27 protein-coding genes are annotated in these 26686 nt (G+C 62.0%); 14 read left to right on the forward strand and 13 right to left on the reverse strand.

Going from position 1 to position 26686, the window contains the following annotated elements; genetic code table 11:
- Positions 1 to 85 precede the first annotated feature (85 nt).
- The 6 genes from AACH87_RS12935 to AACH87_RS12960 all read left to right on the forward strand — a co-directional run bounded on the left by AACH87_RS12935 (position 86) and on the right by AACH87_RS12960 (position 3585).
- Positions 86 to 655, forward strand: a complete 570-nt coding sequence (locus AACH87_RS12935) for an RNA polymerase sigma factor (RefSeq protein ID WP_338798948.1) — start codon at positions 86 to 88, stop codon at positions 653 to 655.
- The gene (locus tag AACH87_RS12940; RefSeq protein ID WP_338794860.1) at positions 652 to 1092 is read left to right on the forward strand and encodes a DUF3619 family protein; all 441 of its coding nucleotides are present in this window, start codon (positions 652 to 654) and stop codon (positions 1090 to 1092) included. The genes AACH87_RS12935 and AACH87_RS12940 overlap by 4 nt, the downstream gene beginning before the upstream one ends.
- A gap of 194 nt (positions 1093 to 1286) precedes the next feature.
- Positions 1287 to 2000 carry a DUF3106 domain-containing protein gene (locus AACH87_RS12945; RefSeq protein WP_338794861.1) on the forward strand — a complete coding sequence of 238 codons (714 nt, stop codon included), beginning with the start codon at positions 1287 to 1289 and terminating at the stop codon, positions 1998 to 2000.
- A 12-nt stretch (positions 2001 to 2012) separates the two neighbouring features.
- Complete coding sequence (locus AACH87_RS12950; protein WP_338794863.1) at positions 2013 to 2555, forward strand: RDD family protein; 543 nt, start codon at positions 2013 to 2015, stop codon at positions 2553 to 2555.
- Positions 2556 to 2591: 36 nt separating this feature from the next.
- Positions 2592 to 2999 (forward strand): diacylglycerol kinase, encoded by a 408-nt coding sequence (locus AACH87_RS12955; RefSeq protein WP_338794864.1) that lies wholly within the window; start codon positions 2592 to 2594, stop codon positions 2997 to 2999.
- Positions 2992 to 3585, forward strand: coding sequence for a TIGR00730 family Rossman fold protein (locus AACH87_RS12960; RefSeq protein ID WP_338794866.1), 594 nt, complete (start codon positions 2992 to 2994; stop codon positions 3583 to 3585). Before AACH87_RS12955 ends, AACH87_RS12960 begins: the two co-directional genes overlap by 8 nt.
- A 105-nt stretch (positions 3586 to 3690) precedes the next feature.
- Here AACH87_RS12960 and AACH87_RS12965 read toward each other — a convergent pair whose 3' ends face one another.
- Positions 3691 to 4029, reverse strand: a complete 339-nt coding sequence (locus AACH87_RS12965; RefSeq protein WP_099655750.1) for a P-II family nitrogen regulator — start codon at positions 4027 to 4029, stop codon at positions 3691 to 3693.
- Between the two features lie 60 nt (positions 4030 to 4089).
- Positions 4090 to 5748 carry an NAD+ synthase gene (locus AACH87_RS12970; protein ID WP_338794868.1) on the reverse strand — a complete coding sequence of 553 codons (1659 nt, stop codon included), beginning with the start codon at positions 5746 to 5748 and terminating at the stop codon, positions 4090 to 4092.
- Positions 5749 to 5852: 104 nt separating this feature from the next.
- Here AACH87_RS12970 and AACH87_RS12975 point away from each other — a divergent pair, with 104 nt between their 5' ends.
- On the forward strand, positions 5853 to 7136 hold the full coding sequence (locus AACH87_RS12975) for a GNAT family N-acetyltransferase (RefSeq protein WP_338794869.1): 1284 nt from the start codon (positions 5853 to 5855) through the stop codon (positions 7134 to 7136).
- A 90-nt stretch (positions 7137 to 7226) separates the two neighbouring features.
- Here AACH87_RS12975 and AACH87_RS12980 read toward each other — a convergent pair whose 3' ends face one another.
- Together AACH87_RS12980 and ppa are read right to left on the reverse strand one after the other, a co-directional pair.
- Positions 7227 to 9365, reverse strand: a complete 2139-nt coding sequence (locus tag AACH87_RS12980; RefSeq protein WP_338794870.1) for a methyl-accepting chemotaxis protein — start codon at positions 9363 to 9365, stop codon at positions 7227 to 7229.
- A 390-nt stretch (positions 9366 to 9755) separates the two neighbouring features.
- Positions 9756 to 10292, reverse strand: a complete 537-nt coding sequence (gene ppa, locus AACH87_RS12985) for an inorganic diphosphatase (RefSeq protein WP_338794871.1) — start codon at positions 10290 to 10292, stop codon at positions 9756 to 9758.
- A 242-nt stretch (positions 10293 to 10534) separates the two neighbouring features.
- Here ppa and AACH87_RS12990 point away from each other — a divergent pair, with 242 nt between their 5' ends.
- Entirely contained in the window at positions 10535 to 12616 is a 2082-nt protein-coding gene (locus AACH87_RS12990) for a sodium-translocating pyrophosphatase (protein ID WP_338794872.1), read from the forward strand.
- A gap of 206 nt (positions 12617 to 12822) precedes the next feature.
- The gene (locus AACH87_RS12995) at positions 12823 to 13647 is read left to right on the forward strand and encodes a metal-dependent hydrolase (RefSeq protein WP_338794873.1); all 825 of its coding nucleotides are present in this window, start codon (positions 12823 to 12825) and stop codon (positions 13645 to 13647) included.
- A 126-nt stretch (positions 13648 to 13773) separates the two neighbouring features.
- Here AACH87_RS12995 and AACH87_RS13000 read toward each other — a convergent pair whose 3' ends face one another.
- Entirely contained in the window at positions 13774 to 14298 is a 525-nt protein-coding gene (locus tag AACH87_RS13000) for an Mpo1-like protein (RefSeq protein WP_338794874.1), read from the reverse strand.
- A 256-nt stretch (positions 14299 to 14554) separates the two neighbouring features.
- Here AACH87_RS13000 and AACH87_RS13005 point away from each other — a divergent pair, with 256 nt between their 5' ends.
- From AACH87_RS13005 to AACH87_RS13025, 5 genes are all read left to right on the forward strand, one after another.
- On the forward strand, positions 14555 to 15262 hold the full coding sequence (locus AACH87_RS13005; protein WP_338794875.1) for a Crp/Fnr family transcriptional regulator: 708 nt from the start codon (positions 14555 to 14557) through the stop codon (positions 15260 to 15262).
- Positions 15263 to 15389: 127 nt separating this feature from the next.
- Positions 15390 to 16823: an aldehyde dehydrogenase family protein gene (locus AACH87_RS13010; protein ID WP_338794877.1), complete on the forward strand. Its 1434-nt coding sequence runs from the start codon at positions 15390 to 15392 to the stop codon at positions 16821 to 16823.
- A 3-nt stretch (positions 16824 to 16826) separates the two neighbouring features.
- Positions 16827 to 17420: a DUF2889 domain-containing protein gene (locus tag AACH87_RS13015; protein WP_338794878.1), complete on the forward strand. Its 594-nt coding sequence runs from the start codon at positions 16827 to 16829 to the stop codon at positions 17418 to 17420.
- Positions 17421 to 17486: 66 nt separating this feature from the next.
- On the forward strand, positions 17487 to 18248 hold the full coding sequence (locus AACH87_RS13020) for an SDR family oxidoreductase (protein WP_338794879.1): 762 nt from the start codon (positions 17487 to 17489) through the stop codon (positions 18246 to 18248).
- A gap of 13 nt (positions 18249 to 18261) precedes the next feature.
- Complete coding sequence (locus tag AACH87_RS13025; protein WP_338794880.1) at positions 18262 to 18909, forward strand: class I SAM-dependent methyltransferase; 648 nt, start codon at positions 18262 to 18264, stop codon at positions 18907 to 18909.
- A gap of 11 nt (positions 18910 to 18920) precedes the next feature.
- Here the strand turns inward: AACH87_RS13025 and AACH87_RS13030 are convergent, their stop codons facing one another.
- Genes AACH87_RS13030 through AACH87_RS13065 form a run of 8 tightly spaced genes read right to left on the reverse strand, consistent with a single transcriptional unit; the run spans position 18921 to position 26685 of the window.
- Complete coding sequence (locus AACH87_RS13030; RefSeq protein WP_338794881.1) at positions 18921 to 20210, reverse strand: patatin-like phospholipase family protein; 1290 nt, start codon at positions 20208 to 20210, stop codon at positions 18921 to 18923.
- Positions 20211 to 20221: 11 nt separating this feature from the next.
- Entirely contained in the window at positions 20222 to 21520 is a 1299-nt protein-coding gene (locus AACH87_RS13035) for a methyl-accepting chemotaxis protein (RefSeq protein WP_338794882.1), read from the reverse strand.
- A 7-nt stretch (positions 21521 to 21527) separates the two neighbouring features.
- Entirely contained in the window at positions 21528 to 21893 is a 366-nt protein-coding gene (locus tag AACH87_RS13040; protein WP_338794883.1) for a response regulator, read from the reverse strand.
- A complete protein-coding gene (locus AACH87_RS13045; protein ID WP_338794884.1) occupies positions 21890 to 22198 on the reverse strand; it encodes a hypothetical protein in 309 nt (102 codons plus the stop codon). Before AACH87_RS13045 ends, AACH87_RS13040 begins: the two co-directional genes overlap by 4 nt.
- Complete coding sequence (locus AACH87_RS13050; RefSeq protein WP_338794885.1) at positions 22198 to 24663, reverse strand: chemotaxis protein CheA; 2466 nt, start codon at positions 24661 to 24663, stop codon at positions 22198 to 22200. The genes AACH87_RS13045 and AACH87_RS13050 overlap by 1 nt, the downstream gene beginning before the upstream one ends.
- Positions 24660 to 25175: a response regulator gene (locus AACH87_RS13055; protein WP_338794886.1), complete on the reverse strand. Its 516-nt coding sequence runs from the start codon at positions 25173 to 25175 to the stop codon at positions 24660 to 24662. The genes AACH87_RS13050 and AACH87_RS13055 overlap by 4 nt, the downstream gene beginning before the upstream one ends.
- Positions 25172 to 26047: a protein-glutamate O-methyltransferase CheR gene (locus tag AACH87_RS13060; protein ID WP_338794888.1), complete on the reverse strand. Its 876-nt coding sequence runs from the start codon at positions 26045 to 26047 to the stop codon at positions 25172 to 25174. Before AACH87_RS13060 ends, AACH87_RS13055 begins: the two co-directional genes overlap by 4 nt.
- Positions 26044 to 26685 carry a HEAT repeat domain-containing protein gene (locus AACH87_RS13065; protein WP_338794889.1) on the reverse strand — a complete coding sequence of 214 codons (642 nt, stop codon included), beginning with the start codon at positions 26683 to 26685 and terminating at the stop codon, positions 26044 to 26046. The genes AACH87_RS13060 and AACH87_RS13065 overlap by 4 nt, the downstream gene beginning before the upstream one ends.
- Between the last annotated feature and the right edge of the window lies 1 nt (position 26686).

Below are 26686 nucleotides of genomic sequence, written 5' to 3' on the forward strand. Positions count from 1 at the left end.
CATCAAAAATGCAATAATCGAAAGCTGTTTTGCAATGCAAGCGCCTCGCGCCAAATGCTTTGCACCATTTCCGGGCCCACTCGTCTTGGCAACTGAACAAGAACTTTCAGACTTCCTCAAAAGCGTAGAGAAACGCGCATTCAAGCGCTCGCTCTATCACGTCCGCAACGAGGAAGCAGCCCTGGACATCGTGCAAGACAGCATGCTCAAGCTGTCAGAGCACTATGGGGACAAGCCCGCGTCTGAACTGCCGATGCTGTTTCAGCGCATTCTGTCCAATTGCACCCTCGACTGGTTCCGTCGACAAAAGACGCGCAATGCCCTGTTTTCGAACATGAGCGACTTTGAAGGCCCCGATGAGGATGGCATGGATTTTGATTTACTCGAAGCCTATTCGAACCCGGATGGTGCAGAGGGATCAGCAAGCGCAGAAGACGAGACCACCAGAGCACAGACTTTCAGGGAAATTGAAGCCGAAATAAAAGAGCTGCCAGCGCGTCAACGAGAAGCGTTCCTCATGCGTTACTGGGAAGAAATGGATGTTGCAGAAACAGCTGCTGCGATGGGTTGCTCAGAAGGCAGCGTCAAAACACACTGTTTCAGAGCCATACAGACACTGAGCAAAGCACTGAAGGCCAAAGGAATCGAGTTATGAACAACACAATGAATCACTCTACCGAAGCAGCCGCAGACCAATTTGCCCGCCGCGTGACAGCGCGCATGTCCGAAGGAACCAACGACCTTCCCTATGACATCACGGAGCGCCTGCGTGCAGCGCGCGTCCAAGCACTCGCCAAACGCAAGGTGGAAGTTCAGGTGCGCAAGACAGCTCCAGTCGTTTTGACTGCGGGGTCCAGCGCAATTTTGAGCCGCGGCAGTGAGGGCGGCAGCTGGTGGAACGCCCTGGTATCGGCGGTCCCGCTGATGGCGTTGGTGGTGGGCTTGTTTGCCATTAACATCGCCCAAGATGAAAAAGGTCTGAACGAAGTAGCGGAAGTGGATGCCGCACTTTTGACAGATGATTTGCCTCCTCAGGCCTACGCTGATCCAGGCTTCATGCAGTTCTTGAAAACCGCAGCGCCCCGCAACTGAAAACTACACCAAGGCCCCTGCGCGCCGTTTGCATGCGTATCGACAGAACCGTTGAGCCAACCGCCAATATGCCAGCCATCGTGCTGGCTTTGGTGCTTCTGGGCGCTATCACGCTCGGTGGCATCACAGTGGGTCAAAAGGTGCTGATGGCACCGAGCACCCTCCTTCCTCCTCCTGCCAACCCTAAGCCCCCCATGCTTGGTCAGCCAAAGGCTACCGCAGCGAAGGAAGTCGATACAGATATCGCGTCAGGCCCGACCTGGGAAAGTCTCACAAGTGTTCAAAAGCGTGCCCTCAGCCCTCTGGAAGAACGCTGGACCGTACTGAGTGAAAGCCAGAAAAGGCGCTGGCTTGCCCTGGCGCCAACATTTGCCTCTCTGCCAGTGGAAGAGCAGACCAAATTGCACGATCGGATGACAGAGTGGGCAAGCCTGAGCGCGCGCCAGCGCAGTCAGGCACGGTTGAACTACGCAGACGCCAAGCGTCTGCCTACCAGCGAGAGGCTGGCCCAGTGGGAGGCGTACCAGGCCCTGAGCGAAGAAGAAAAACGAATGCTGGCTGCGGACGCCCCAGCGAAACCGTTGGGTGCCGCCCCCGCATTGCGCCCTGTCGCTCCTCAAAAGCTGGTTCAGGTCCCCGCAGCGGCCCTTGCAGGCCCTGCAAGGGCCAACCCACCCAAAATTCCTCCGGTGGATCTGCACGCACCTCGCACTATCGTGGTGCCAGTGATCCCCGCCCCGGTTCCTACCGAGCCCAGCCCACCAGCGTCGGCGCCCATGGCAGTGGAAGCTACTCCAATATCAGTCCCTTCGGCCACCCCCGCCTCACTCCCTCCCCTAACGGCCGGATCTGCCCCCACGGAACAACAGCCAGCTCGTCCTGAAGACCTTGGGTATCAGCCGCAGTGATAACCTCGCGGTATGACAGTGTCGACTGAATCACAGGGGCCTACTCACCCAGCCCCTCCCAACGCATCCCCATCTCTTGTGACTCCCAGCATTCGCCGACGCATGGCATGCTGGCTGTATGAAGGCATCCTAATGTTCGGGGTTGTCTTCATTGCGTCTTATCTGTTCGATACGCTCAGCCAGTCAAGACATGCACTGGACAATCGGCACCTGCGCATGGCGTTCCTGTTCATGGTTTTCGGCATTTACTTTGCTTGGTTCTGGGCCAAAGGCCAGACACTGGCGCAGAAGACGTGGCATATCAAGGTCACCAGCAAAACAGGAACTTCCATTTCTCAAAGCCAAGCGCTGTTGCGCTATGTACTGAGCTGGGTCTGGTTCATCCCCCCACTGGCAGCCTATTCGCTGGGAGTTCCTGCGACACAGGTGCTGGTCCTGTTGGGAGGCTGGGTTGCCGTCTGGGCGATTCTGAGCCGTTTTCACCCGACTCAGCAGTTTTGGCACGATGCGCTTGCTGGCACACGGCTGGTGCATTTCGATGCCGGGAAAAAGTGATCCCCTTCGGCATTCATTACGCTTATCCGCTTCTACATGTCTACGCCTCCGCCAACGCACTCCCCGGCCAACCTGCAAAAAACTCGAACAGGCCTCAATCGAGTCTGGCATGCCGCGGGCTATTCACTGGAGGGACTGAAGGCTGGCTGGCATGAGACAGCCTTCAGACAGGAAGCTATCGCCGCCATGGTGCTGGTGCCCGTGGCATGCTGGCTGGGTACATCGTGGGTGGAAATTGCCTTGCTCGCAGGCTCCGTGATCATGGTCATGATTGTCGAACTGCTGAATACAGGCATCGAAACCGCCATAGACAGAATCGGGCCCGAGTGGCATGACCTGTCCAAACGGGCAAAAGACATGGGCAGTGCCGCTGTACTTTTGGCACTCGTGCTGTGCGGTGGCATCTGGGCGGCAGCAATTTTTCAGAGGTTTTTTCATGGCTGAACCAGCTTTCTCCGTCTGCGTGTATTGCGGCTCCCGTCCAGGGAGTAATCCCGCTTACGCTCAGGCGGCCGAGGCAGTGGGCCGGTGGATAGGCTCACAGGGCGGTCAACTGGTCTACGGTGGGGGACGCAGCGGTCTGATGGGGACTGTGGCAGAGGCAACGCGCGTGGCCGGCGGCCGGGTGGTGGGTGTCATCCCCCAGGCACTGGTCGACAAGGAACTGGCCAACCAGGCCTGCGACGAGTTGCATGTGGTCCAGACCATGCACGAACGCAAAGCCATGATGGCAGAGCGCAGCGATGCGTTCCTGGCCTTGCCGGGAGGCATCGGCACGTTTGAAGAGCTGTTTGAAGTCTGGACGTGGCGCCAACTGGGATACCACGGAAAGCCCTTGGGACTGCTGAACGTAGAGGGCTACTACGATGGTTTACTGTCCTTCCTGCATACCAGCGTGCAGAACGGCCTGATGAGCGACTGGCAGATGGATTTGCTCAGCAACGGTACAGAAGCTGCCGATCTGCTAAAAAGTCTCGTGAACGCAGCCCATCCAGACCAAGGCTCGGTTGCATTGCGCTCAGTCATCTGACTCCGCGGCGCTCAAGGCTGCCCACGTACAGACCAGCACCCGCAGAGACTGCCCCTCACTGAGGGGCTAAAAGTAAAAAGGGGCATGAGCCCCCCCAAACTTTGATCAAATAGCGGAGTCGTCCAGATCACCGGTACGGATACGCACTACCCGCTCCACCGGGGTGACAAAAATTTTCCCGTCACCGATCTTGCCAGTGCGCGCCACGTTCACGATGGCATCCACGCAGCGGTCCACGTCTTCCGTCTTGACGGCGACTTCCACCTTGACCTTGGGCAGAAAGTCCACGACGTACTCTGCACCGCGGTACAGCTCCGTGTGTCCTTTTTGACGGCCAAAACCCTTCACTTCGGTTACGGTCAAACCCGTCACACCGCATTCGGCCAAGGCTTCGCGTACTTCCTCCAGCTTGAATGGCTTGATAACGGCGGTGATCATCTTCATGAGGGGTCTCCTGGGATTGTTGAAACAATGACGGTGTGAGAGCTGGAGGGCTTCCCGCCCTCAAGCTCTGAACTTGCTGGTGATAGGGTAACGCCAGTCCTTGCCAAAACTGCGGCGGGTGACACGAATACCCACGGGGGCCTGTCGGCGCTTGTATTCGTTGAGCTTGATGAGGCGCGTCACTCGCTCCACATCGGCACGCGCAAACCCTGCGGAAATGATGGACTCGATGGGTTCGTCATTTTCCATATAGCGCTCGACAATGGCGTCCAGCACATCATAGGGCGGGAGGCTGTCCTGGTCTTTCTGGTCAGGCCGCAGCTCCGCACTGGGTGGGCGGGTGATGATGCGCTCTGGAATGGGGTTGCTCCCCGTGCCATACGGATCATTGGCATTGCGCCATCGCGCCAGGGCAAAAACACGGGTCTTGACCACATCCTTGATCACGGCAAACCCGCCTGCCATGTCGCCATACAGCGTGCAGTAGCCCGTGGCCATCTCGCTCTTGTTGCCCGTGGTCAGCACCACAGAGCCAAATTTGTTGGACAGCGCCATCAGCAGCGTGCCTCGAATGCGGGCCTGCAAATTCTCTTCAGTGGTGTCCTCGGGCAAGCCTGCAAACTCATCGGCCAACGCCGACTTGAAGGCCTCAAACTGGGGCTTGATGGAAATCTCGTCGTAGCGCACGTTCAGCCGCTGGGCCATGTCGCGCGCATCAATCCAGCTGATGTCAGCGGTGTAAGGAGACGGCATCATCACCGCTCGCACCTTGCTGGGTCCCAAAGCGTCCACCGCCACGGCGAGCACCAAAGCAGAGTCGATGCCGCCAGACAAGCCCAGTAGCGCACCCGGAAATCCGTTCTTGCCCACGTAGTCACGCACACCCATCACCAGCGCGTCCCACAGGTCCGCTTCGGCGGAGGGGACAGGATGGATATCTGCTCCCAAAACAATAGCACCCTGCGCTCTTTCCACGCCGATATGGAACAGATTTTCTTTGAACCCTGGGGCGCGGGCAGCTACGGTGCCGTCAGCACCCAAGGCAAACGAACGGCCCTCAAACACGACCTCGTCCTGCCCGCCCACCAAGTGGGCATAGATCAGCGGAAGGCCGGTCTCAACGACCCGCTCACGCATGGTCTGTTCACGCTCGGCGCTCTTGCCCAAGTGAAAGGGAGAAGCATTGATCACGGCCAGCAATTGCGCTCCCGCCGCTGCGGCATCCCGAGCGGCAGAGGCAAACCATGCGTCTTCGCAAATCAGAACGCCCACCTTCAGCCCAGCCACCTCAAACACGCAGGGTTTGTGGCCCGGCAGGAAGTAACGGCGCTCATCAAAAACCTGGTAGTTGGGAAGCTCGCGCTTGAAATAGGTCTGCTCGATGCGGCCATCACGCAGCACGCTGGCCGCATTGCGGCACACACTCGGAGCCTCGTTGTCCGCCGAGATCGCCTGCGGATGCCCCAGCAGGATGACCAGCCCCTGTAACCCCGCAGTCTCGCGGGCCACGGTTTTCACGGCATCATCACAGGCCGCCAGAAAGGCGGGGCGCAAAAACAGGTCTTCCGCCGCGTAGCCACAGATAGCCAGCTCGGGTGTCAACAGCAACTGCACTCCCTGCGCATGGGCTTCGCGGGCGGCGGCAATGATCTTTTGCGCATTGCCGGGCATATCGCCCACCACAAAGTTGAGCTGCGCAGTGCAAATGGAGAGCGTCATGGAACTGTTAAGGGCTTGGGGTGCCAGTGAGAACGACATCCACGCCGCGCCCCAAAGTGAGATGCACGAGCACTTTGTCGACACACCCCTCAGGAAAACACACCGTGGCTGATCCTCGCATTATCGCCCGCGTGCATGCCTCCGTGCTCGAAGTGGATGCGAACGCATGGAACGCACTGCTTGCCCAAGAACAACACGCCACCCCATTCATGCGCCATGAATACCTCGCGGCATTGGAGAGAAGCGATAGCGCCACACCACGCACGGGCTGGGCGGCACGGTTCATCTCGCTGTGGGACGGACAAAGCCTGATAGGCGCTTGTCCGCTGTACCTCAAATCCCACTCGTACGGCGAGTACGTATTCGACTGGGCCTGGGCCAGTGCCTATGAGCAGCATGGCGTTCCTTACTACCCGAAGGCAGTGATTGCCGTGCCGTTCACACCGGTGCCGGGCGCACGCTTGCTGGCCCGTGATGCGGCCGCACGAACCCTGCTGGTGGAAGCTGCCCGGCAGTACTGCCTGGATGAAGACATTTCCTCCCTGCACATCCTTTTTGCCAGTGAGCAGGATCAACAAGCCAGTGCCCAGGCCGAGCTTATGCCCCGCCACACCGTGCAATTTCACTGGCAAAACCAGCGCAACGCCAAGGCTGAGCCACAAGCAGCGAACACCGCCGCTAGCAAGTACTCCAGCTTCGACGATTTTCTTGGCCAGCTCACACAGGAAAAGCGCAAGAAAATCCGCCAGGAGCGCCGCCGCGTAGCCGAAGCTGGAGTGACCTTCCGCTGGTCCCGCGGACGGGATATTTCGACAGCCGACTGGGATTTTTTCTACCGCTGCTACGAACGCACCTACCTGGAGCACGGCAACCCACCCTATCTGACCCGGGCCTTTTTCACAGAGATGGAGCAACACCTGCCCGAGGCGTGGGTCTTGTTCGTCGCAGAGCGGAACGGACGCCCCATTGCTAGCAGTTTGATAGCTGTCCGCGCTCTATCTACGGGCGGTGGCACCCAAAAACACTCAAAAGATGCGCCGACACCCCAAGCCGAAGAGGCCATTGCCTATGGCCGCTACTGGGGCGCACTGGAGCGTGTGGATTGTCTTCACTTTGAAGCGTGCTACTACCAGCCCATCGCATGGTGCATAGAGCACGGCATCAGCCGCTTTGAAGGTGGGGCGCAAGGAGAGCACAAAATGGCCCGGGCGCTGCTTCCAGTCCAGGCTACCAGCGCACACTGGCTCGCCCATCCGGCTTTTGCGGATGCGGTGGAGCGTTTTCTGGACCGGGAGGGCGAAGGTGTCGAGCAGTACTTGCAGTCCCTGCAACAGCGATCGCCCTTGCGCAGCAGCAAAGCACCGATCCAACCTGACCCGGAAGCATAAAAAAAAGCCGAGCCCTCCAGGGCGTCGGCTTTTTTTGGCGAATTCTGTCTCCAAGACAGATTCGCATCGGAGCTCAGAAGCCCACCTACCTCAAAAAGACTCCCAGTCACCATCGTCGGCGGCGGAGGACGTCCGTGGGGCTTGATGGCTGTGCCCTACTTGCTTGGCTGGGGCAAGCGGCGGGGTTTTGGCAGCAGCAGCGCCTGCCATTTTTACTTTCAGCTCTTTTGCCAGTTGGATGACCGCAGCGCCCACTTTTTGGGATGCGTTGGAGAACGCCGTGTTGTTCTCCAGCTGCTTTTTCGCTTCGTCGTAAGCCCCTTGGTTGATCAACCGGGCCACCTTCCCTGCTTCCTGATGGAACTGCCGGTGCGAATCGACCAGATTCACAAACGAAGGTTTGCCGCCGTATTGCGAACCACCAGCGCCGTGAAGCCACTTGCCCAAATCACAACAATCGTCACGAGACACCGTGGCCTCGTCCAGTTGCTCCTTCTGAGTCAATGCCGTACGCAACTTAGACCGCCAATTGGCATGGGCCTGTATCGCTGTGTCCAGATTGATACCGAGGGATGCGGTTGCATCACGCTCTATCGACCGGGACGCTGGCGGTGAGAAAGCCTTGGGGGCAGCGACCCTGCCCACGGACGTACCTGCAGAGTTGGCAATTGCAGCTCGGGCGGCGTGTTCTTCGCTTGCAGACAGCTTGAAGAACGCCACGGTGTTCACCAGCTCATGTGCCTGATTGTTCAGGCTGCTGGCGGCAGCGGCCATCTCTTCCACCAAGGCTGCGTTCTGCTGCGTGACCTGGTCCATCTGCGTGACGGCTTCACCCACCTGATTGACGCCTTGGCTTTGCTCGTTGCTGGCAGCGCTGATTTCACCCATCAGGTCCGTCACGCGCTTGATGGCACTGACCACCTCCGCCATGGTGCTGCCCGCTTGGTCCACCAGGGTGGTGCCCTGCTCAACGCGCTCCACACTGTCGTTGATCAAGGTCTTGATCTGCTTGGCAGCATCGGCCGAACGGCTGGCAAGGCTGCGCACCTCGCTGGCCACCACCGCGAAGCCACGTCCCTGCTCACCGGCACGAGCGGCTTCCACGGCAGCGTTCAAAGCAAGAATGTTGGTCTGGAAGGCAATGCTGTCGATCACGCCGATGATGTCGGAAATCTTGCGCGAGCTGTCATTGATGCCCTTCATGGTCTCCACCACTTCGCCCACCACATCGCCACCCCGCACTGCGACAGTTGATGCGCTCATCGCCAGCTGATTGGCCTGGCGGGCGTTTTCGGCGTTCTGGCGCACGGTAGAGTTCAATTCCTCCATAGACGCCGCCGTCTGCTGCAAAGCGCTGGCCTGCTGTTCTGTGCGAGCACTCAGGTCATTGTTGCCTTGGGCGATTTCTGAAGAGGCGGTCGCCACGTTTTCAGAGCCTTGCCGCACATGGCCCACGATGCGCGACAGACTTTGCTGCATGTCCGCCAAAGCACGCAGCAGCCGCGCAGCTTCATCCTTGCCGCTGGCATTGATCGGCACCGAAAGATTGCCTTGGCTGATGGCCTCTGCAGCCTCCACAGCCTGCTGCACAGGCGTGGTAATCGAACGCGTTGCCCAAAGCGCAAAAACCAACCCCAGCGCCAACGAAGCGCCAGCACCCACGCCCAGCACCCATTGGCTGGTTGCGGCTGCGCTCATGACGGATTTCTCGTATGCGTTGAGCTCGTCATGCGTGAACTTGGTGACGTCATCGAGTGCCTGCAAATAGGCCTGTGCCAGTGGACGCAGGTCGCTGTCCACCAATGCAAACACATCCTCACCGGCCTTCTTGCGCTCCAACAACTTGGCACGCGCGTCGATGTAAGTCTTGCGGGTCGCCGCAACTTTGCCCAGAAGCTCCTTGCTGCGAGGGCTGTCCATCAAGGTTTCCAGGCGCTTCTGCCCTTCCGTCACCGCATTGGTGGTGGCGGTCATTTCTGCGCCCAGCGATGCGATGTAGGCAGCATCAGAAGTTTTCAAGGCAGCAGATGCGCGCACCCAGTTCAAGTTGATGGCGGCTTTCCACTGCAATGCCAGTTCGTTGCGCTCAATTTCCACGCTGGAAATGCGGGCGGTGGCATCTTTCAAGTCAGCCAGCCGCCAGATGCCTACCGTAGCAATCAAGGCGGTGATCAAAAGTACAAGACCGAAAGCTATGCCAAGCCGGGTCCCGATCTTGAGGTTGTTCATGGTGATCCTCTGCAATAAGTGCGGAGCCTGTGCACATGCCTGCACGGCGTCCATTCCTGAAGCTTGCGCCCTGCGCGCATGAGGACACAAGCTGGAATAGATTATCCATCAAATTTTCATCATTTGCATCATATTTATCGAATTAAATATTGTTAACCATGAATATGCTTTTACCTTGAGCAAAGTCAAGGGATCTTCCATGTAATTTTGATAAAAATATCTATTCTCATTTACCGAGAAAATACTCTGCGCAGTGGAGCCCATGATGGAGCGCCCAAAAGAAAAGCGGACTGGTATTAGCACCAGTCCGCTTTCTGTTTTTGCTTACCGCCCTGTTCAAAGGCAGTCAGCAGCGGGGAGCGCAATGCCCTCCACCGCCAACGGCACAACTCAGGCTTGGCTCTTTTGGTAGTTGGCCACGCCGTCAGTGATTTCCTTCTTGGCGGCATCGATGCCTTCCCAGCCAATCACCTTGACCCACTTGCCCTTTTCCAGATCCTTGTAGTGCTCAAAGAAGTGGGCAATGGCGTTGCGACGCATCGCGTTCACGTCGTCAATGTTCTGCCAGTGGTCATACATGGGAAGAATCTTGGAGGTGGGCACGGCAATGACCTTGCCGTCCACGCCTGCCTCGTCTTCCATCATCAGGATACCCAGGGGACGGCAAGGCACCACCACGCCAGGGTGCAGGGGATAAGGCGTGATCACCAGCACGTCCACCGGATCGCCATCACCCGACAGCGTCTGGGGCACGTAACCGTAGTTGGTGGGGTAGTGCATGGCCGTGGTCATGAAGCGATCCACGAAGATGGCACCAGACTCTTTGTCCACTTCGTACTTGATGGGGTCGGAGTTCATCGGGATTTCGATGACCACATTGAACGACTCGGGGACGTTCTTGCCAGGGGTAACGTTGTTGAGAGACATGTCTTTAAAAATAGTGGTTAGCAACGGTAACCCGCGAAGCATGGCATGCCATATTGCGTCGGGATTAACCCTGATTTTAGGGGCAGGCCCCTTTCTACCCGCTTGCATTTGGGGCTTTGGCTGTAAATTGGGCCCGTTGGCCAATCGGCTCCGCTGCGCGGGGCCCGAGGAAGCAACGCAGCGGAAGCACCACCGATGCGTCGTGTTTCCATCCGTGCAACCGAATTCTCAAGGAGCACCGAATGGCTGAAAGCACAGCAATGACCCCTCCCCTCCTTCTCGCCCTGGTCTGTGGACTGGTGGCGGTGGCCTACGGCATCTGGGCGCGGGGCTGGATCCTGGCCAAAGACCCTGGCAACCCACGCATGCAGGAAATTGCAGCCGCCATCCAGGCAGGTGCTGCCGCCTATCTGGCGCGGCAGTACAAGACGATTGCCATGGTGGGCATCGTGCTGGCGGTATTGATTGGCGTGTTTCTGGATGGGGCAACCGCCATCGGTTTCGTTGTGGGGGCGGTGCTCTCCGGGGCATGCGGCTTTATTGGCATGAATGTTTCGGTGCGGGCCAATGTGCGCACGGCCCAGGCGGCCACACAGGGCATTGGGCCCGCGCTGGACGTGGCCTTTCGCGGCGGGGCCATCACCGGCATGCTGGTGGTGGGGCTGGGCCTGCTGGGGGTTACGGGCTTTTTCTGGTTTCTGGCGGGCAACGGCAACCTCAAGCCCACCGCCCATCTGGCCACGTTGCTCAATCCGCTGATCGGATTTGCCTTCGGCTCTTCGCTCATTTCCATCTTTGCACGCCTGGGCGGTGGCATCTTCACCAAAGGGGCCGACGTGGGGGCTGACCTGGTGGGCAAGGTGGAGGCAGGCATTCCCGAAGACGACCCGCGCAACCCCGCCGTGATTGCCGACAACGTGGGTGACAACGTGGGCGACTGCGCTGGCATGGCGGCTGACCTGTTTGAGACCTATGCCGTCACCCTGATTGCCACCATGGTGTTGGGCGCACTGATGGTGGGGGCAGCCCCAGTCAGCGCGGTCGTCTACCCGCTGGCGCTCGGCGCGGTGTCGATCATTGCGTCGATCATCGGCTGCTTCTTCGTAAAGGCCTCGCCCGGCATGAAGAACGTGATGCCCGCCCTCTACAAGGGCCTGGCCATCGCAGGGTTGCTGTCTCTGGTGGCGTTCTACTTCGTCACCGTCTGGATCATTCCCGACAACGCCCTGACCGCCACAGGCAGCCAGATGAAGCTGTTTGGCGCGTGCACGGTGGGGCTGGTGCTCACCGCTGCGCTGGTGTGGATCACCGAGTTCTACACAGGCACCCAGTATTCCCCCGTGCGGCATATTGCTCAGGCATCCACCACAGGCCACGGCACCAACATCATTGCAGGGCTGGGCGTTTCCATGCGGTCCACCGCGTGGCCGGTGATCTTTGTGTGTCTGGCCATCCTGGCCGCCTACCACCTTGCAGGGCTGTACGGTATCGCCGTGGCGGCAATGTCCATGCTCAGCATGGCGGGCATCGTGGTGGCACTCGATGCGTATGGTCCCATCACCGACAACGCGGGCGGCATTGCCGAAATGGCCGATCTGCCCAGCAGCGTGCGCGACATCACTGACCCGCTCGACGCGGTGGGCAACACCACCAAGGCCGTCACCAAGGGCTATGCGATTGGCTCGGCAGGCCTGGCGGCACTGGTGCTGTTTGCAGACTACACCCACAAGCTCGAAACCTATGGCCGCGCCATCAGCTTCGATCTGTCAGACCCGCTGGTCATCATCGGCCTCTTCATCGGGGGGTTGATCCCTTACCTGTTCGGCGCCATGGCCATGGAAGCCGTGGGCCGTGCGGCCGGGGCGGTGGTGGTGGAAGTGCGCCGCCAGTTCAGCACCATTGCCGGCATCATGGATGGCACCGGCAAGCCCGAATATGGCAAGGCGGTAGACATGCTGACCTCTGCAGCCATCAAGGAAATGGTCATCCCCAGCCTGCTGCCCGTGGTGGTGCCGCTGGTGGTGGGCCTGGCGCTGGGGCCCAAGGCATTGGGGGGGCTGCTGATGGGCACCATCGTGACCGGGCTTTTCGTGGCCATCAGCATGTGCACTGGCGGCGGCGCGTGGGACAACGCCAAAAAGTACATCGAGGATGGACACCACGGCGGCAAGGGCTCTGAAGCGCACAAGGCTGCCGTGACAGGCGACACCGTGGGCGACCCCTACAAGGACACCGCAGGCCCCGCCATCAATCCGCTGATCAAGATCATCAATATCGTGGCGCTGCTCATCGTGCCCCTGGTGGTGAAGTTTCACGCCAGTTAAATTTGGCACAAAACGCACCAACTTCGCCTATCTTGAGCCAAGTCAATTCTGCCAAGGCCTTTGCGCAAAACTTTCTTGACACCCTTGCCCCCCATCTCCACCATCGGGGCAGAGGGATGTCCTGCATCAGTCGCTGCGGAAGGTGACAGCATCACCTCGCGAAGCGCACGCAGGACATCCCAAGCGTTATCTGAAGGAGACAAGCCATGACCGAACTGGTCGTCCGCCGACTGTTGATTGACCTGGAAGCGCCCATGCCCAGGCACTGGTGCGGGGGCGACGCATTTCGCACGGCGCTGTTCAACGCGCTGTCGATGAGCTTTCCGATGGGTGAGCAATTCTTCATCGACTCCGTACGAGACGGCCACAAGACATTGCCCCCCGACAAGCAGGCTGCCTTTGCCGCAGAGGTACGCGGGTTCATCGGGCAAGAGGCCACCCACCGCCGCCTGCACTCGCTGTTCAACAACCACCTGGAGCAACGCGGGCTGCGCAACCTGTGGGCAATGTCCATTGAGAAGCAGCGCAAGATGTTCGAAGGGCTGGACCCACGCCATGCCCTGGCGGTGACTGCCGCCAACGAGCACTTCACCGCGGTGCTGGCCGAATGGCTGCTCAGCCACCCCGAAGTGCTGAACGGCAGCGAAGAACGGCTGCAAACCCTGTGGCTGTGGCACAGCGCAGAAGAGGCAGAACACAAGAACACGGCCTTTGACCTGTACCACGCGCTGGGGGGCGATCATCACTGGCGCATCGTCTGGTTCCGCCGCACCACCATGATGTTTCTGCTGGATGTGACACGCCAGATTCTGAGCAACCTGCGCCGCGACGGCAGTCTGTATCGCCCGTCTACCTGGGCCAGTGCATGGCGCACGCTGTTGGGAGCCAACGGGCTGGTGCGGCAGACCTGGCGGCCGTGGAAGGACTACTTCCGTCGCGACTTTCACCCCAGCCAGCGCACCAACGTCCTTTCCCTGCAGTGGCTGCAGCACAACCGCAACCGCTTTATTCCGGTGGGAGAACGGGCCTGAAATGGCTCAGCGCCCGTGACACTTCCCAGGGTGTCATCCAGTAGTATTCGCTATTGATTTAATAGCTTCCTGCGCATTATTGGCGGGCGCAGAAGCCGAATTTCCTTCTGCGCCCTGCTTCACACTTCAGTGTGCACGCTCCAGCACACGCTCACGCACCGGGCCGCTGCGCTGCTCAATGGCATGCTGAACTTCCTTGCGCAACCCCAGCGCAAAGCTCCACTCGGCTACGACGAAAAGCGGGCCTACCAGCAGGCCCATCACATCGTCCACAAACGCGGGTTTGCGCCCTTCGTAGTAGTGCCCCACAAACTGGATGACCCAGCCCACGGCAAACATGCCCACGCCCCAGGCCAACCATGGGGTGGTGGCTAGCGCGTCCATTCCCGTGGTAGCGGCCAGCATGGCAGCCAGCAGCGCAGACATCACTAGCCCCAACCGCAAGTCCAGCCGCACATAAAACACGGCAGCCGCCACCGCCCCCACCAGCGCCGGGCTCAGCGGCACGCCCGCCAGCCACCACACCGGGCGGGACAGCAGCAGCACCACGGCAAACATGATCATGGGCACCCCCACAAAATGGGTGTGAATATTGCGAGGATCGCGGTGGTAGTCCGCATACTGAGAGAGGTGGTCGATCAGGGTTTTCATGGGTGTCTCCTTTCGTTGTTTTGCGCAGGATCGAATAGTTGGCGCGATTGGCTGCAAAGTCTGTCGGACAGCCGACAAAAGCCGCGCTGCGCGGCACACCCACTCTGGGACCCCTACCGCAATGCAGACTGCTCGGCACACCTGCCCGCTGGCCTGCGTGCAAGCAATGGGTGCACCCGTAACCAACGCCGAACTGCCACCTTGAAAAATGCATGGGGACACGCCCCAGCACCGCCCTTGTTGATTTTTTGCCTGCATGACCACCGAAGCCCTCGCCCACCTTTCCGCACTCCAGTCCGGCCGATGGTTTGCCCAGTTGCCTCCCGACTTTTCTGAAGCACTCATCCGCATGGGTCGCGTCCGCCAGTTGGCAGCGGGCCAATCGCTTTTTTTGCGGGGCGATCCGCCCTGCGGCCTGTACGCCGTGCTGCGCGGTGCTCTGAGCGTCTCAGGCACCGGCGGGCGGGCGGACGATGCACGCTCGGCCCTGCTCACGCGGCTGGAGCCGCCGCAGTGGTTTGGCGAGATTTCTGTTTTTGACGGCAACGTACGCAGTCATGACGCTGTGGTGGCCGAAGCCTGCACCCTGCTGCATGTGCCGCACGATGCCCTGCTGGACTGGCTGCGCATCCACCCCGAGCACTGGCATGCCCTAGCCTTGCTCATGGCAGACAAGTTGCGCACCGCCTTCATTGCGCTGGAAGACGCCGCCCTGCTGCCCGCCCCCCAGCGACTAGCACGCCGCCTGGTGATGATGGCCGAGGGCTACGGCCAATGGAATGCAGATGGGCTGACACGCCGGGTGATTGCGCTGTCACAAGAGCAGCTCTCGCAGATGCTGTCCATCTCTCGCCAGACCACCAACCAGATCCTGAAAGACCTGGAAGCCCGCCAGCTTGTGCGGGTGCAGCGCGGAGAGGTGGAAATCACCGATTTGCCGGGGCTGCGGCGGGTATACACCTGAAGTTGGGCTCATTGCAGGAGCGCCGGACGCTATCAAAAAGAGAGCTGCTGTCGCTGGTTTTACAAGCGGTAAAGCCCAGTTGCGCTACATAGTAAGCACACATTCGATTTCTGTGCAGAATGGCAGCATGCAACTGAACTACATCGCCAACGCATCCGTTCCGTCCACGTCCGGCCGCACTCTTGCGGTGATCGACCCGTCTGACGGCCAGCCTTTTGACGAGATCCAGCGCAGCAACGCGGACGACATTGACGCCGCCGTACACGCCGCGCGCCAGTGCTATCAGGCGGTGTGGCAGCGGCTGGCACCTGCCGAGCGGGGGCGGCTTTTGCAGAAGCTGTCGGCCAAGGTGCTGGAGCATGCCGACGAGCTGACAGCGCTGGAGCAGCGCGACTGCGGCAAACCCACCAAACAGGCCCGGGCCGATGCGGTGGCGCTGGCGCGTTACTTTGAGTTCTATGCCGGGGCCTGCGACAAGCTGCACGGCGAAACCATTCCCTACCTGGACGGCTACAGCGTGCTCACCTGGCGCGAGCCGCATGGCGTCACCGGCCACATCATTCCGTGGAACTACCCCATGCAGATTTTTGGCCGCAGCGTGGGCGGGGCACTGGCGGCGGGCAATGTGTGCGTGGTCAAGCCTGCTGAAGACGCCTGCCTGTCGCTGATCCGCGTGGCGCAGTTGGCGGCCGAGGTGGGCTTTCCACCCGGCGCCATCAACATCGTGACGGGCTACGGGCACGAGGTGGGCGATGCGCTGGCACGCCACCCGGGCATTGACCACATCAGCTTCACCGGCAGCCCCAAGGTGGGCACCATCATTCAGCAGGTGGCTGCTGAGCGCCACTGCCCCGTGACGCTGGAGCTGGGCGGCAAGAGCCCCCAAATCATCTTTGCCGATGCCGACCTGGACGCCGCCGTGCCCGTGGTGCTCAACGCCATCGTGCAAAACGCCGGGCAAACCTGCTCGGCAGGCTCGCGGTTGCTGATCGACTCGCTCATCTACGAGCCCCTGCTGGAGCGCCTGGGCCACGCCTTTGAAAAGCTGCGCGTAGGCCCCGCCGCCATGGACCTGGACGTGGGCCCACTGATTCGCCAAAGCCAGCAGCAGCGCGTGTGGGACTTTTTGTCGGACGCGCAAGTGGCTGGCATCCCCATGGTGGCGCAAGGCGTGGTGGTCGACGAAGCCCCTGAAGGCGGCTTCTACCAAGCACCCACACTGCTGCGAGATGTGCCGGTGCAGCACCGCCTGGCGCAGGAAGAGGTGTTTGGCCCCGTGCTCTCGGCCATGGCCTTCCAGGACGAGGACCACGCGGTCGAGCTGGCCAACGCCACGCAGTTCGGGCTGGTGGCAGGCATCTGGACGCGCGACGGCGCACGCCAGTTCCGCATGGCCAAGCGGGTGCACAGCGGGCAAGTGTTCATCAACAACTATGGCGCGGGCGGCGGTGTGGAGCTGCCGTTTGGCGGCGTCAAATCCAGCGGCTACGGGCGTGAGAAGGGGTTTGAGGCGCTGTACGGCTTCACCACCCTGAAAACCGTGGCCATCAAGCACGGCTGAGCCATGCCCCTGAGCGCCCCCGCCGCCCGCAAGGCCAGCCACATCCGCCGCGTGACGTACCAGGGCTACGAGCGCGAAGACGGGTTGTGGGACATTGAGGCCGAGCTGCACGACAGCAAGGCGCATGACATGCCCTCCTTCCGGCGCGAGGGCGTTCGCCTGGCGGGCGACCCCATTCACCACATGTGGCTGCGCGTCACCGTCGACCGGCAACTGGTGGTGCACGCCATCGAAGCCGCCATGGATGCCCACCCGCTGCAAGACTGCCCAGAGGCCCGCCCCGCGCTGCAAGGCATGGTGGGCACCTGCATGGCACGTGGCTGGCGGCAGGCCATTGCGCAGCACCTGGGCGGCGTGGCCAGTTGCACCCACCTGCGCGAGCTGCTGTTCAACATGGCCACGGCCGCCTTCCAGACCCTGCCTGCCGCCTTTGGCGGTGGCGACACGGCCACCCCACCCCGCCATCTGGGCCAGTGCAAGGGCTGGGACTTTGAGGGCAGCGGGGTCAAAGAGTATTTCCCGCAGTTCTATGGGCGCGGGTCAGCCAATGTGCAACCCTCCAGCCCATCGCATTCTTCAAGCAAAAAGAGCCTCTAGTGCTTATCCATCAAGCGCAAGTAGCTATCAAAAACAGAGCAATCCAACTCATACAGGAGATACCGCATGCGCGTGCAGAACAAATCCATCATCGTCACCGGCGCTGGCAACGGCATTGGCGAGGGCATTGCCAAGCGCCTGGCCGAAGAAGGTGCCAGCGTGCTGGTCAATGACATCAACACCGCAGGCGGCCAGCGCGTGGTGGCCGAGATCACGGCCGCAGGTGGCAAGGCCGCGTTTTTCCAGGCCGATGTCACGCAGTCGGCACAGGTCCAGGCCCTGGTGGCCGAGGCCGAGCGCCTGTTCGGCAAGCTGGATGCCATGGTGAACAACGCGGGCTGGACGCACCGCAACCGCCCCATGCTGGAGGTGAGCGAAGAAGAGTTCGACAAGGTCTTCGCCATCAACGTCAAAAGCATCTACCTCAGCGCCATCCACGCCGTGCCCGCACTGCGCCGCGCAGGCGGCGGCAGCCTCATCAACGTTGCCTCCACCGCCGGGCTGCGCCCCCGCCCGGGCCTGACCTGGTACAACGGGTCCAAAGGCGCGGTCATCACCATCAGCAAGTCGATGGCGGCCGAGCTGGGGCCCGACAACATCCGCGTCAATTGCCTGAACCCCGTCTTCAACCCCGACACCGGGCTGGCGGCCGAGTTTGCTGGCGGCCCGGTAGACGAAGCCCGCCGCGCAAAATTCCTGGCCACCATTCCGCTCGGGCGCTTTTCGACCGCGCAAGACGTGGCCAACGCCGCGCTGTACCTGGCCAGCGATGAGGCGGCCTTCATCAGCGGCGTGTGCATTGAGGTGGACGGCGCGCGCTGCGTGTAAGTGGCGAATGACCATGCAGGACTACTACGCCGCCCGCGCCAAGGAATACGACCAGATCTACGCCAAGCCCGAGCGGCAGGCCGATCTGCGCCAAATGGAAGCCTGGCTGCCCAGCGCATTGGCCGGGCGCAACGTGCTGGAAATTGCCTGCGGTACCGGCTACTGGACGCAGTTTTACGCCCCCCAGGCACAGGCGGTGCTGGCCATGGACGGCGCCCCGCAAACACTGGAGATTGCCCGCACCCGCGTGCCCGCCAATGTCACGCTGGCGCAGGGCGATGCCTATCAGCTGGCCGCGCTGGAGCAGCGTCCTTGGGATGCGGCGTTTGCAGGGTTCTGGTGGTCACACATTCCGCGCACGCGCATCTCTGCATTCCTGCAGGGCTTGCACTCGGTCTTGCAGCCGGGGGCCAAGGTCGTCTTCATGGACAACCGGTATGTGCCAGGCAGCAGCACTCCGATTTCAGAGCCCGATGCTGATGGCGATACCTACCAGCAACGCCCACTGCGCGATGGCTCTACGCACCGCGTGCTGAAAAACTTTCCGTCGCGCGAAGAACTGCTGGCTTGCGTGGCAGACGACTCAGCCAATGCCCAGGTCACCGAATGGGACTACTTCTGGGCTCTGATACACCTTGCGGCCCCGTTGAACGGGCTGTAGCGCTGTGCTGTTCAAGCCACCGCCTGGGCCACAGACGGCTGCACAGGCAGCCGCCAGTCCATGAACTCCGCAATCTCCGCCTGCTTGGCCCAGGCATCACGCTCGCCCAGGTCCATCAAGGCCTGCGTGAATGACGCCTCAAACAACAGATAGCTGGCCAGGGCAGAGCCTTGCGTGCGGCTGCCGTCGCGCCGCACGCCCATGCCCGCCAGCAGGGCGCGCACGGGGTTGGGCAGGTCGCCCAGGTGGGCGGCGGCAATGTCATCAATGCGCTGCGTGGGCGAGATGACCAGACAGCGGATGGGCTTCCAGGGCATGCTGTTGCGGGCTGCTTCGGGCACCTGGGCCAGCGCGCGGTTGATGCGCTCCAGCTTCTCCACGTCAGAGGCCAGCGTGTCCAGAAAAATGCTGGCCATGGCGTGCCCCGCCACCTGGGCCAGGCTAGGGTAGCGCCGCTCGGGCAGTTCCTGGTTCTGGGCAGGCCCGTCCAGCGCCCGGCCTGCGCCAATCACCATCAGGCGCTCGGCCCCCAGATGCAGTGCGGGTGACAGCGGCGCGGTCTGGCGCATGCTGCCATCGCCAAACCAGGTGGAGGCCCCATCGTGCAGCAGCCTGCGGGCCGGAAAGATGAACGGAATGGCCGAGGAAGCCAGCAGATGGTCGTGCGTGAGGTAGCCCTGCACGGCGCGGCGCTGGGGCCGCTCCCAGGGTGCCACAGGCTGACCGCTGCAGTAAAACGTGATGTGCCGCCCCGTGCCGTAGCACGACGCTGTGACCGCCAGCGCACTAAGGCAGCGGCGGCCCAGCATGGTAGGCAGCCGCTCCATGGGCACCAGCTCGCGCAGCAGCCCGGCCAGGGGCGCGTTGTCGAGCAGGCTGCGGGGTTTGAGCCTGCGCCAGCGGGCCACTGCCCAGCCCAGCGACAAGGCCGTGAGCCAGCTCGCCCCAGTGCGCAGCACATTCCACGCATCGGTGGAATACACCTGATGCGCGTGGAACCCGCTCCACACGGCACACAGCTCATCCACCGCACGATCAAAGTCATCGGCTTTGCAAGCCAAGGCGGCACTGTTGATGGCTCCTGCAGAGGTGCCCACCACAATGCCAAAGGGGCTGACGGCGCGGTCTGCTCCCAGCGCAAAGGAGCCGGGGTGTGATCCAGGGGCATTCGACGCCTGAACATCTACCGAAGCCTCCCACTGCGCCTTCATGCGCGCCACAGCCCGCAGCACCCCCACTTGGTAGGCCGCACGCGCGCCGCCACCGCTGAGGATGAGTGCGGTGGTAGCGCGCTGGCGCATGGTGGCCCGCCTTAGAACAGTTCAATCCTGGGGCCGCTGCTCGGCGCCATCTGCAAGGCCGGGGTGTGTGCAGGCTCATCCACCGCTGGGTCAGCCGATGCGCCTGCGCCAGAGCCCAGCGACAACACGCTTTCAGAAGCCGTGGCCAGCGAGTGCGCCACCCGCTGGGCGTACATCACGTAGTCGTTCGTCCAGCGCTGCAGCAGCTCCTCCAGCAACTGCGGTGGGGGCGGTGCCTTGCCGTCAATCAGCAGGTAAAGCTGCGAAAAGTGGTCGGACAGGCTGCCCAGCGCACGGTTGATCTGCTCTAGCAACTGGCGGTTGATGTCCTGGAACTGCATCTGGCTCAGCGTCTCCAGCACATCCTCGGTCACGCTGCGTACGTCGGTCTGCATGGTGGCAGACAACTCGCTCAGGTAAGGCACCAGTTCTGACAGCGTGACGCCCACCGTCTCCACATGGCGCGCAATGTCGGCAATCTGGTCGGACGACTGCACGCCCAGTGTTTCGCGCAGGCGGTCAAACTCGGTGTCGATGGACGCTGCCGCATGCACGATGCCATCGTGCACTTGGCGCGCTGCCGCCGTGGTCTCGCCCGACAGGCGGCGCACCTCATCGGCCACCACCTTGAAACCCGCCCCGGCCTGACCCGCACGGGCCGCCTCAATCGTGGCGTTCAGGGAGATGATCTGGATCTTGCGCGCAATGTCCGTGATCTGCTCGGCCACGGGCATCAGCTCCCGCACCTGCCCTGCCACATCGTGCACGCGCTCCATGCTCTGTGAACGCAGAGACTCGTAGTTGCGCTGGTGGGCGGCCAGGCGCTGCATGGTTTCGGCATGCTCTGCGGCCTGGGCTTGCGACACCTCGGACATGCGGGCCGAGTGCTCAATGGCCTGCGTGACGCGCTGGCTCATCTCGTGCGATACGCGGTGGATGCGATTGACACGCTCCATCATCGCGAACACTGCGGTCTCCGAGGTCTGGATGGTGGCCCCCACCTGCTGCTGCAGGACCGAAAACGCCTGCTGCGAGGTGCTGATGTCCTGCGCCAGCAAGGCCCCTACCGGGTTGCCTGCGCTCTCCACCGCGCGATGGCGGTGCAGGTAGTGGGGCAAGACGGCCCCCACGGCCAGCCCCAGAATGGCCCATAGGGCAGAGGACAGGCTCAGGGCGTCTGGCATGGTCCATGCCACCACCAGCAGCGCGCCCGCCAGCAGGGCACCGTATTGGGAGACAGTCGAATGGGTGAGTGCGTACAAGGCCGTTCGAACGCGCCGCAACTCAGGGGTAAAACGGGGTATTTGCATGATGACCTCACGTGCCCGGCAGAACCTGGCGAATGACCTGGAGCAGGTCTTGCCCCCCCACCGGCTTGACCAGCCAGCCCGTGGCGCCCAGGCGCTTGGCCTCGTCCCGCTTGGCCTGCTGGCTCTCGGTGGTCAGGGTGAGGATGGGCGTGAAGCGCAGCAGCTTGCGCACCTCGGAGATCAGGCCCAGCCCATCCAGGCGCGGCATGTTCACGTCGGTGATGATGAGGTCGGGCCGCAGGCCCTGCTGCACCTTCTCCAGCGCGGCCAGCCCGTCATTGGCAATCTCCACCTTGAAGCCGCCAATCTCTAGCGTGCTTTTCAGGCTCATCAGCATGGTGCTGGAGTCATCGACAAGAAAGATGGTTTTCATGGTGTTGCCCCCTCCCGCGAGGCTTTGGCCCGACGGGCCTCTTGAACAGCTTGAGTGGCTTGAGTCGCTTGAATGGTGAGATGCCTTGCCAGCAGGCGTGCAAGCACCGGGTCTTGTGCATTGAGCATGACCTGGGGCTTCCAGTACACCAGGGCCTGCAGCACGGCGGTGTGCATGTGCTCGCAGCGCGCCAGGTGCACTTTGGGGTTCTTGCGCGCTTGCAGCCACTGGGTCAGCGCTTCAGCGTCTTCCACGGTGACGATGCCTTCGAGCGCAGCGTGGGTCTTGAGGTAGCGGACTGGCATCAGACAAGCTCCTTGGGGTTGAGGACCAGCAACACGCTCCCGTCGCCCATCAGGGCTGTTCCGGCAAAGCCGGTGATGCCGGCCAGAACGCCCTCCAGGGGCTTGAGGATGATGTCGCAGGTGCCGTGAAAGTTGTCCACGATGAGGCCCACGGCCTCGCCACCGCTGCGCACCACCAGCACCGCATGCTCGCCATCTTCGTTGAGCTGCTGGGGTTCGCCCATCGCCAGCAGATCGTTCATGGCGCGCAGGGGCACGATGCGCCCGCGCAGCACCGCCGTGCGGGCCTGCTTGAAGGTGTGGATGTCTTCACCATGCACGCGCACGGTCTCCACGATCATGTCCATGGGCACGCCAAAGCGTCGCTGGCCGGTTTCGATGACCATGACGTTGGTCACGGCCATGGACAGCGGCAGAGACAGCGTGATGCAGGTGCCCTTGGTCGCCTCGCTGCGCAGCGTGACCGAGCCGTTGATGCGCTCGATGGTGGAGCGCACCACATCCATGCCCACGCCGCGCCCGCTCAGATCCGTCACCGTCTCGGCGGTAGAAAAGCCGGGGGCAAAAATCAGGTATTGCGCCTCCTGGTCTGACAGCGCCTCGGCACGCTCGGGGGTAAGCAGCCCACGCTCCACGGCCTTGGCCTTGACGCGGGCCACATCAATGCCCGCGCCATCGTCGCGGATCTCAATGAACACGCGGTCGCCTTCCTGCCGTGCGCCCACTTCGATGGTGCCCTGGGGGCCCTTGCCCGCCATCTGACGCACGCCGGGCAATTCAATGCCATGGTCCAGGCTGTTGCGCAGGATGTGGACCAAGGGCTCTGCCAGGGCTTCGATCACAGTCTTGTCGGCTTCGGTGTCTTCGCCCGACATGACCAGGCGCACCTCCTTGCTCAGCTTGCGCGATATGTCGCGCACCAGGCGGCCAAAGCGCTGGAACACCGTGCCCACCGGCAGCATGCGCACCTGCATGATGGCGTGCTGCATGTCTTCGGCAATGCGGTTGATGACGGCGTATTGCGCCTTGATCTCACGGGCCAGCTCGCGGTTCTCATGCACGCTCTCGGCCCGTGCAGCCAGATAGGGCAGCGCGTTCTTGGCCACCACCATTTCACCGATCAGGTCCATCAGGCGGTCAATCTTTTCCTGCGACACCTTGAGGACGCGATGGCCGTTGTCTTCTGCTCCGGCTGCAGGGCCTGATGCCACCGTACTCGTGGAGGTGGCAGAGGCGGTGCGAAGCTCCGCAGCAGCGGCAGTGGCTTCCGCCTCCTTAGGCTGCACCTGCCCGGCTGCAGCTACAGCCACAGGTTCCACGGGCTGCGGTGCGTGGGCTTGCGCCCATTGCAGTAACTCGTTGCGCTGGTAGGGCAGGTCCGCGTCGGACTCTGGCACGCCCGTCGCACACAGGGTGCTGCCCGCATGCAGGGCCGCCAAGGTGTTGCGCACCGCCTGCAGGCTGCCATCGGCCAGATCGGCACGGCCCAGCAGCGCCAGTTGGTCCGCCCAGAGTTGCACGATGCGGCGGGTGAGCACGCCGTAGGCCTGGGCGTCCTCTGCCGTCAAAGAAACTGGCGCTGGGGCAGGCGCAGATGAAGGCACCACGCCTTGGCTCGCCACGCTTACACCGGCCGCCACGGCGGGCTCGGAAGCCGCTGGTGAGGCCCCAAGCACAGGCGCTTCATCGTCCAGGCTCCATGCAGTCATCTGCTCGGGCACAAAGCGAAAGTGCTCTTCCACGTAAGCCTTGGGGGCCGTGGTGAGTATGCGAAACACCAGCGTGCACACATAGCAGTCCCACCCGGCATTCACTGCCGGACGGGTCACCGGGGCCACATCCAGCCACACCAGGCCCGGCACGGCGCGGGCCATGCGCCAGGGGTCTTCACCTTTGAAGAAGCAACCCTCTTCAGGGCGGTACTCCACCACCGTCAGCACAGTGGCGCTTGAGCCGCCCTCCCCTGCGCCCAGCTCTGCTTGCGCATCCTCTACCCACTCTGGCAATGGAGCGGCAGGGGCGACCACCGCCACCGCAGCAGCCGCAGGCGTTTCATCAGCCTCCGTGTGCTGCGCCAAAAAGGCGCGCAATGCATCCACGTGCGGCTGCCCTCCGGCCCCGTCCTGCGCACCCAGAGTACCCGTGGCGGCAATCACGTCCACCAGGCTGCCGGCATAGTCCATGGCGTCCAGAATGGCGTCGGCCAGTTCGGTGCTGTAGTTCAGCTTCTGGCTGCGCACGCGGTCCAGCACATCTTCAGCGGCATGCACAACCCGCTCCAGAGCCTGGAACTCAAACAGGCCGCAGTTGCCCTTGAAGGTGTGCACCTGCCGGAACAGATCGTTGAGCAACTCCTGGTCCTGCGGGGCACGTTCAATCGCCATCAGCCGCTCGCCAATGGTCTCCAGCAGATCACGCGCTTCTTGCGCAAACTGCTCGATCAGCTCGTTCGGATTCACGCTCATTGCTGCCTCCCGCCAGGGGTTGGTGCGGAAATACGGCGGTTGCCACCCTTGGCCATGTCACGCGCAGCGCGCAGGGCGGCCTCGTGGTCGCCCAGCATCAGGGCCACCGTCAGCACCAGCTCGGCCGGGCGGGCAGGCTTGACCAGGTAGGCATTGGCCCCTGCGGCAAACGCTGCATCGGCATCGTGGGCCTGCGCCTCGGTGGAGACCATGAGTACCGGGGCCTGCAGCACGGTGTCATCCCGCCCCGCAGCACTGCTTTGCGAGCCTAAGGCCCGCAAAGCCCGCACAAACGCGTAGCCATCCATGCGCGGCATGTTGATGTCGCTCACAAACAGATCAAAGCTGGGCTTGGTGCCGCGCTGGGCAATCTTCTCCAGCGCCTCCATGCCGTTGACGGCCTCCTCGATCTGCCAGCCAGCATCGCCCAGCATCTTGCGGTGGTACATGCGCACGGTGGCTGCATCGTCCACCACCAGAATGTGCTTGGTACGAAGGTTCAGGGTACTCATGGTTTGCCTCCCTGCACGGGGCGCTGGTACACCAGCGCATCCGGAAAGCGGCGCACGGTGTAGAGGGTGGAGATACGGCTCATGGATTCGGAATGCCCCAGGCACAGAAAGCCGCCGGGCCGCAAGCTTTCAAACAGGTTCTCGGCAGCCAGCCGCCGCGATACGTCGTCGAAATAGATGAGGAGGTTGCGGCAGAAGATGATGTCAATGTCACGAAAACGGCGGCAGTCCGCAGCGTCGGACAGGTTCAGGCGCGAGAACTCCACCGCAGACACCAGATCACGGGAAATGGCGTAGGTGCCGTCCGGGCGCTTGCTGAAGTACCGGTCCAGGTACTGGGCAGGCAGGTTGGACACCGAGCGGGGCGAATACACGCCGCGCTGCGCAGCCTCCAGCACCGAGGTGTCGATGTCCGAGGAAAAAATCTCCACATCGTGCTCATGAATACCGGGCCAGCGCTCGAGCAGGTAGATGGCAATCGAGTACGGCTCTTCGCCGGTGGAAGACGGGATGGACCAGATGCGCAGCCGCTCGCCCGCAGGCTTGCGGCGGGCGCACTCGTCCAGCATGTGGTTGACCATGCAGTCAAACTGGTACGACTCGCGAAAGAAGTAGGTTTCGTTCACGGTCATGGCGTTGACCAAATGCTGCAGTTCGTCGCTGGAGCGCTCAAACCTCAGGGCAATGAAGTAGCTGCGAAAGTCGTCTGCACCGGTGACCTGGATACGCTCCACCAGGCGCTTGTCCACAAAGTAGCGCTTGCTCTCGTCAAAGTGGATGCCCGTCTTGCGATAGAAGAACTCGCGGAACTTCAGAAAGTCTGCATCGGTGATGGACACCGACGCCTGCGGTGCACGCACGGGCGCTCTCATGTGGCCTCCATGCGGGAGATGGCGATGTCGATGGTGAACGCCAGGAAGGAATCCCCCCCAAACCGCGCCAGCGTTGCCTCCAGCAAGGGCACGTCTTGCGCCTGCCCCACCTCGGCCATGACCTCCACCGCAGAGGCCACTACATTGAGGTTGTGGTCCCGCTCCAGCACACGGCACAGCCAGTCGCGCACCTCGGGGTGCGCCAGTTCTGACAGCAACTGCAGGGTCAGCAACCGCACATCAGGGTCAGGGTCAGCCAGCAGGCCTTGCACATAGGGGGCCAGCACCTGCGGCATTTGGGCCAGCACGTCCATGGCACCGTTGCGCAAACTCGCGTCATCGCTTTGCAGCAAAGGCATCAGCCCGTGCACCACCGCATCACACGGCATGGTGGACAAAGACGCCAGCAGGGCTGAACGCACCATTGCATCGGTCTCGACCTGCAAGGCGCGCAACAGATCGGGAGCACGCTGCAGGTGCCCCCGCAAGCCAATGGCGGCCCAGCGCCGAGCCTGTGCGTCGGGCTGGGTGAGCTGGCTGGCCAGTGCCGCAGGTGTGGGAGGCGCCGAGACACCTGGCCCGGGAATGTGCGCAAAGCCGTGGTCAGGACTGCGCTGGGTGGCACGTTGCAAGGCCATC

This window comes from Acidovorax sp. DW039 (genome assembly GCF_037101375.1).
Classification (GTDB): Bacteria; Pseudomonadota; Gammaproteobacteria; order Burkholderiales; family Burkholderiaceae_C; genus Acidovorax.

Bases quoted from the DNA above. Each gene is read 5' to 3' on its own strand.
- AACH87_RS12940 (WP_338794860.1), top strand. From the start codon at position 652: ATGAACAACACAATGAATCACTCTACCGAAGCAGCCGCAGACCAATTT.
- AACH87_RS12945 (WP_338794861.1), top strand. From the start codon at position 1,287: ATGCTTGGTCAGCCAAAGGCTACCGCAGCGAAGGAAGTCGATACAGAT.
- AACH87_RS12950 (WP_338794863.1), top strand. From the start codon at position 2,013: ATGACAGTGTCGACTGAATCACAGGGGCCTACTCACCCAGCCCCTCCC.
- AACH87_RS12955 (WP_338794864.1), top strand. From the start codon at position 2,592: ATGTCTACGCCTCCGCCAACGCACTCCCCGGCCAACCTGCAAAAAACT.
- AACH87_RS12960 (WP_338794866.1), top strand. From the start codon at position 2,992: ATGGCTGAACCAGCTTTCTCCGTCTGCGTGTATTGCGGCTCCCGTCCA.
- AACH87_RS12965 (WP_099655750.1), bottom strand. From the start codon at position 4,029: ATGAAGATGATCACCGCCGTTATCAAGCCATTCAAGCTGGAGGAAGTA.
- AACH87_RS12970 (WP_338794868.1), bottom strand. From the start codon at position 5,748: ATGACGCTCTCCATTTGCACTGCGCAGCTCAACTTTGTGGTGGGCGAT.
- AACH87_RS12980 (WP_338794870.1), bottom strand. From the start codon at position 9,365: ATGAACAACCTCAAGATCGGGACCCGGCTTGGCATAGCTTTCGGTCTT.
- ppa (WP_338794871.1), bottom strand. From the start codon at position 10,292: ATGTCTCTCAACAACGTTACCCCTGGCAAGAACGTCCCCGAGTCGTTC.
- AACH87_RS12990 (WP_338794872.1), top strand. From the start codon at position 10,535: ATGGCTGAAAGCACAGCAATGACCCCTCCCCTCCTTCTCGCCCTGGTC.
- AACH87_RS12995 (WP_338794873.1), top strand. From the start codon at position 12,823: ATGACCGAACTGGTCGTCCGCCGACTGTTGATTGACCTGGAAGCGCCC.
- AACH87_RS13000 (WP_338794874.1), bottom strand. From the start codon at position 14,298: ATGAAAACCCTGATCGACCACCTCTCTCAGTATGCGGACTACCACCGC.
- AACH87_RS13005 (WP_338794875.1), top strand. From the start codon at position 14,555: ATGACCACCGAAGCCCTCGCCCACCTTTCCGCACTCCAGTCCGGCCGA.
- AACH87_RS13010 (WP_338794877.1), top strand. From the start codon at position 15,390: ATGCAACTGAACTACATCGCCAACGCATCCGTTCCGTCCACGTCCGGC.
- AACH87_RS13015 (WP_338794878.1), top strand. From the start codon at position 16,827: ATGCCCCTGAGCGCCCCCGCCGCCCGCAAGGCCAGCCACATCCGCCGC.
- AACH87_RS13020 (WP_338794879.1), top strand. From the start codon at position 17,487: ATGCGCGTGCAGAACAAATCCATCATCGTCACCGGCGCTGGCAACGGC.
- AACH87_RS13025 (WP_338794880.1), top strand. From the start codon at position 18,262: ATGCAGGACTACTACGCCGCCCGCGCCAAGGAATACGACCAGATCTAC.
- AACH87_RS13030 (WP_338794881.1), bottom strand. From the start codon at position 20,210: ATGCGCCAGCGCGCTACCACCGCACTCATCCTCAGCGGTGGCGGCGCG.
- AACH87_RS13035 (WP_338794882.1), bottom strand. From the start codon at position 21,520: ATGCAAATACCCCGTTTTACCCCTGAGTTGCGGCGCGTTCGAACGGCC.
- AACH87_RS13040 (WP_338794883.1), bottom strand. From the start codon at position 21,893: ATGAAAACCATCTTTCTTGTCGATGACTCCAGCACCATGCTGATGAGC.
- AACH87_RS13045 (WP_338794884.1), bottom strand. From the start codon at position 22,198: ATGCCAGTCCGCTACCTCAAGACCCACGCTGCGCTCGAAGGCATCGTC.
- AACH87_RS13050 (WP_338794885.1), bottom strand. From the start codon at position 24,663: ATGAGCGTGAATCCGAACGAGCTGATCGAGCAGTTTGCGCAAGAAGCG.
- AACH87_RS13055 (WP_338794886.1), bottom strand. From the start codon at position 25,175: ATGAGTACCCTGAACCTTCGTACCAAGCACATTCTGGTGGTGGACGAT.
- AACH87_RS13060 (WP_338794888.1), bottom strand. From the start codon at position 26,047: ATGAGAGCGCCCGTGCGTGCACCGCAGGCGTCGGTGTCCATCACCGAT.
- AACH87_RS13065 (WP_338794889.1), bottom strand. From the start codon at position 26,685: ATGGCCTTGCAACGTGCCACCCAGCGCAGTCCTGACCACGGCTTTGCG.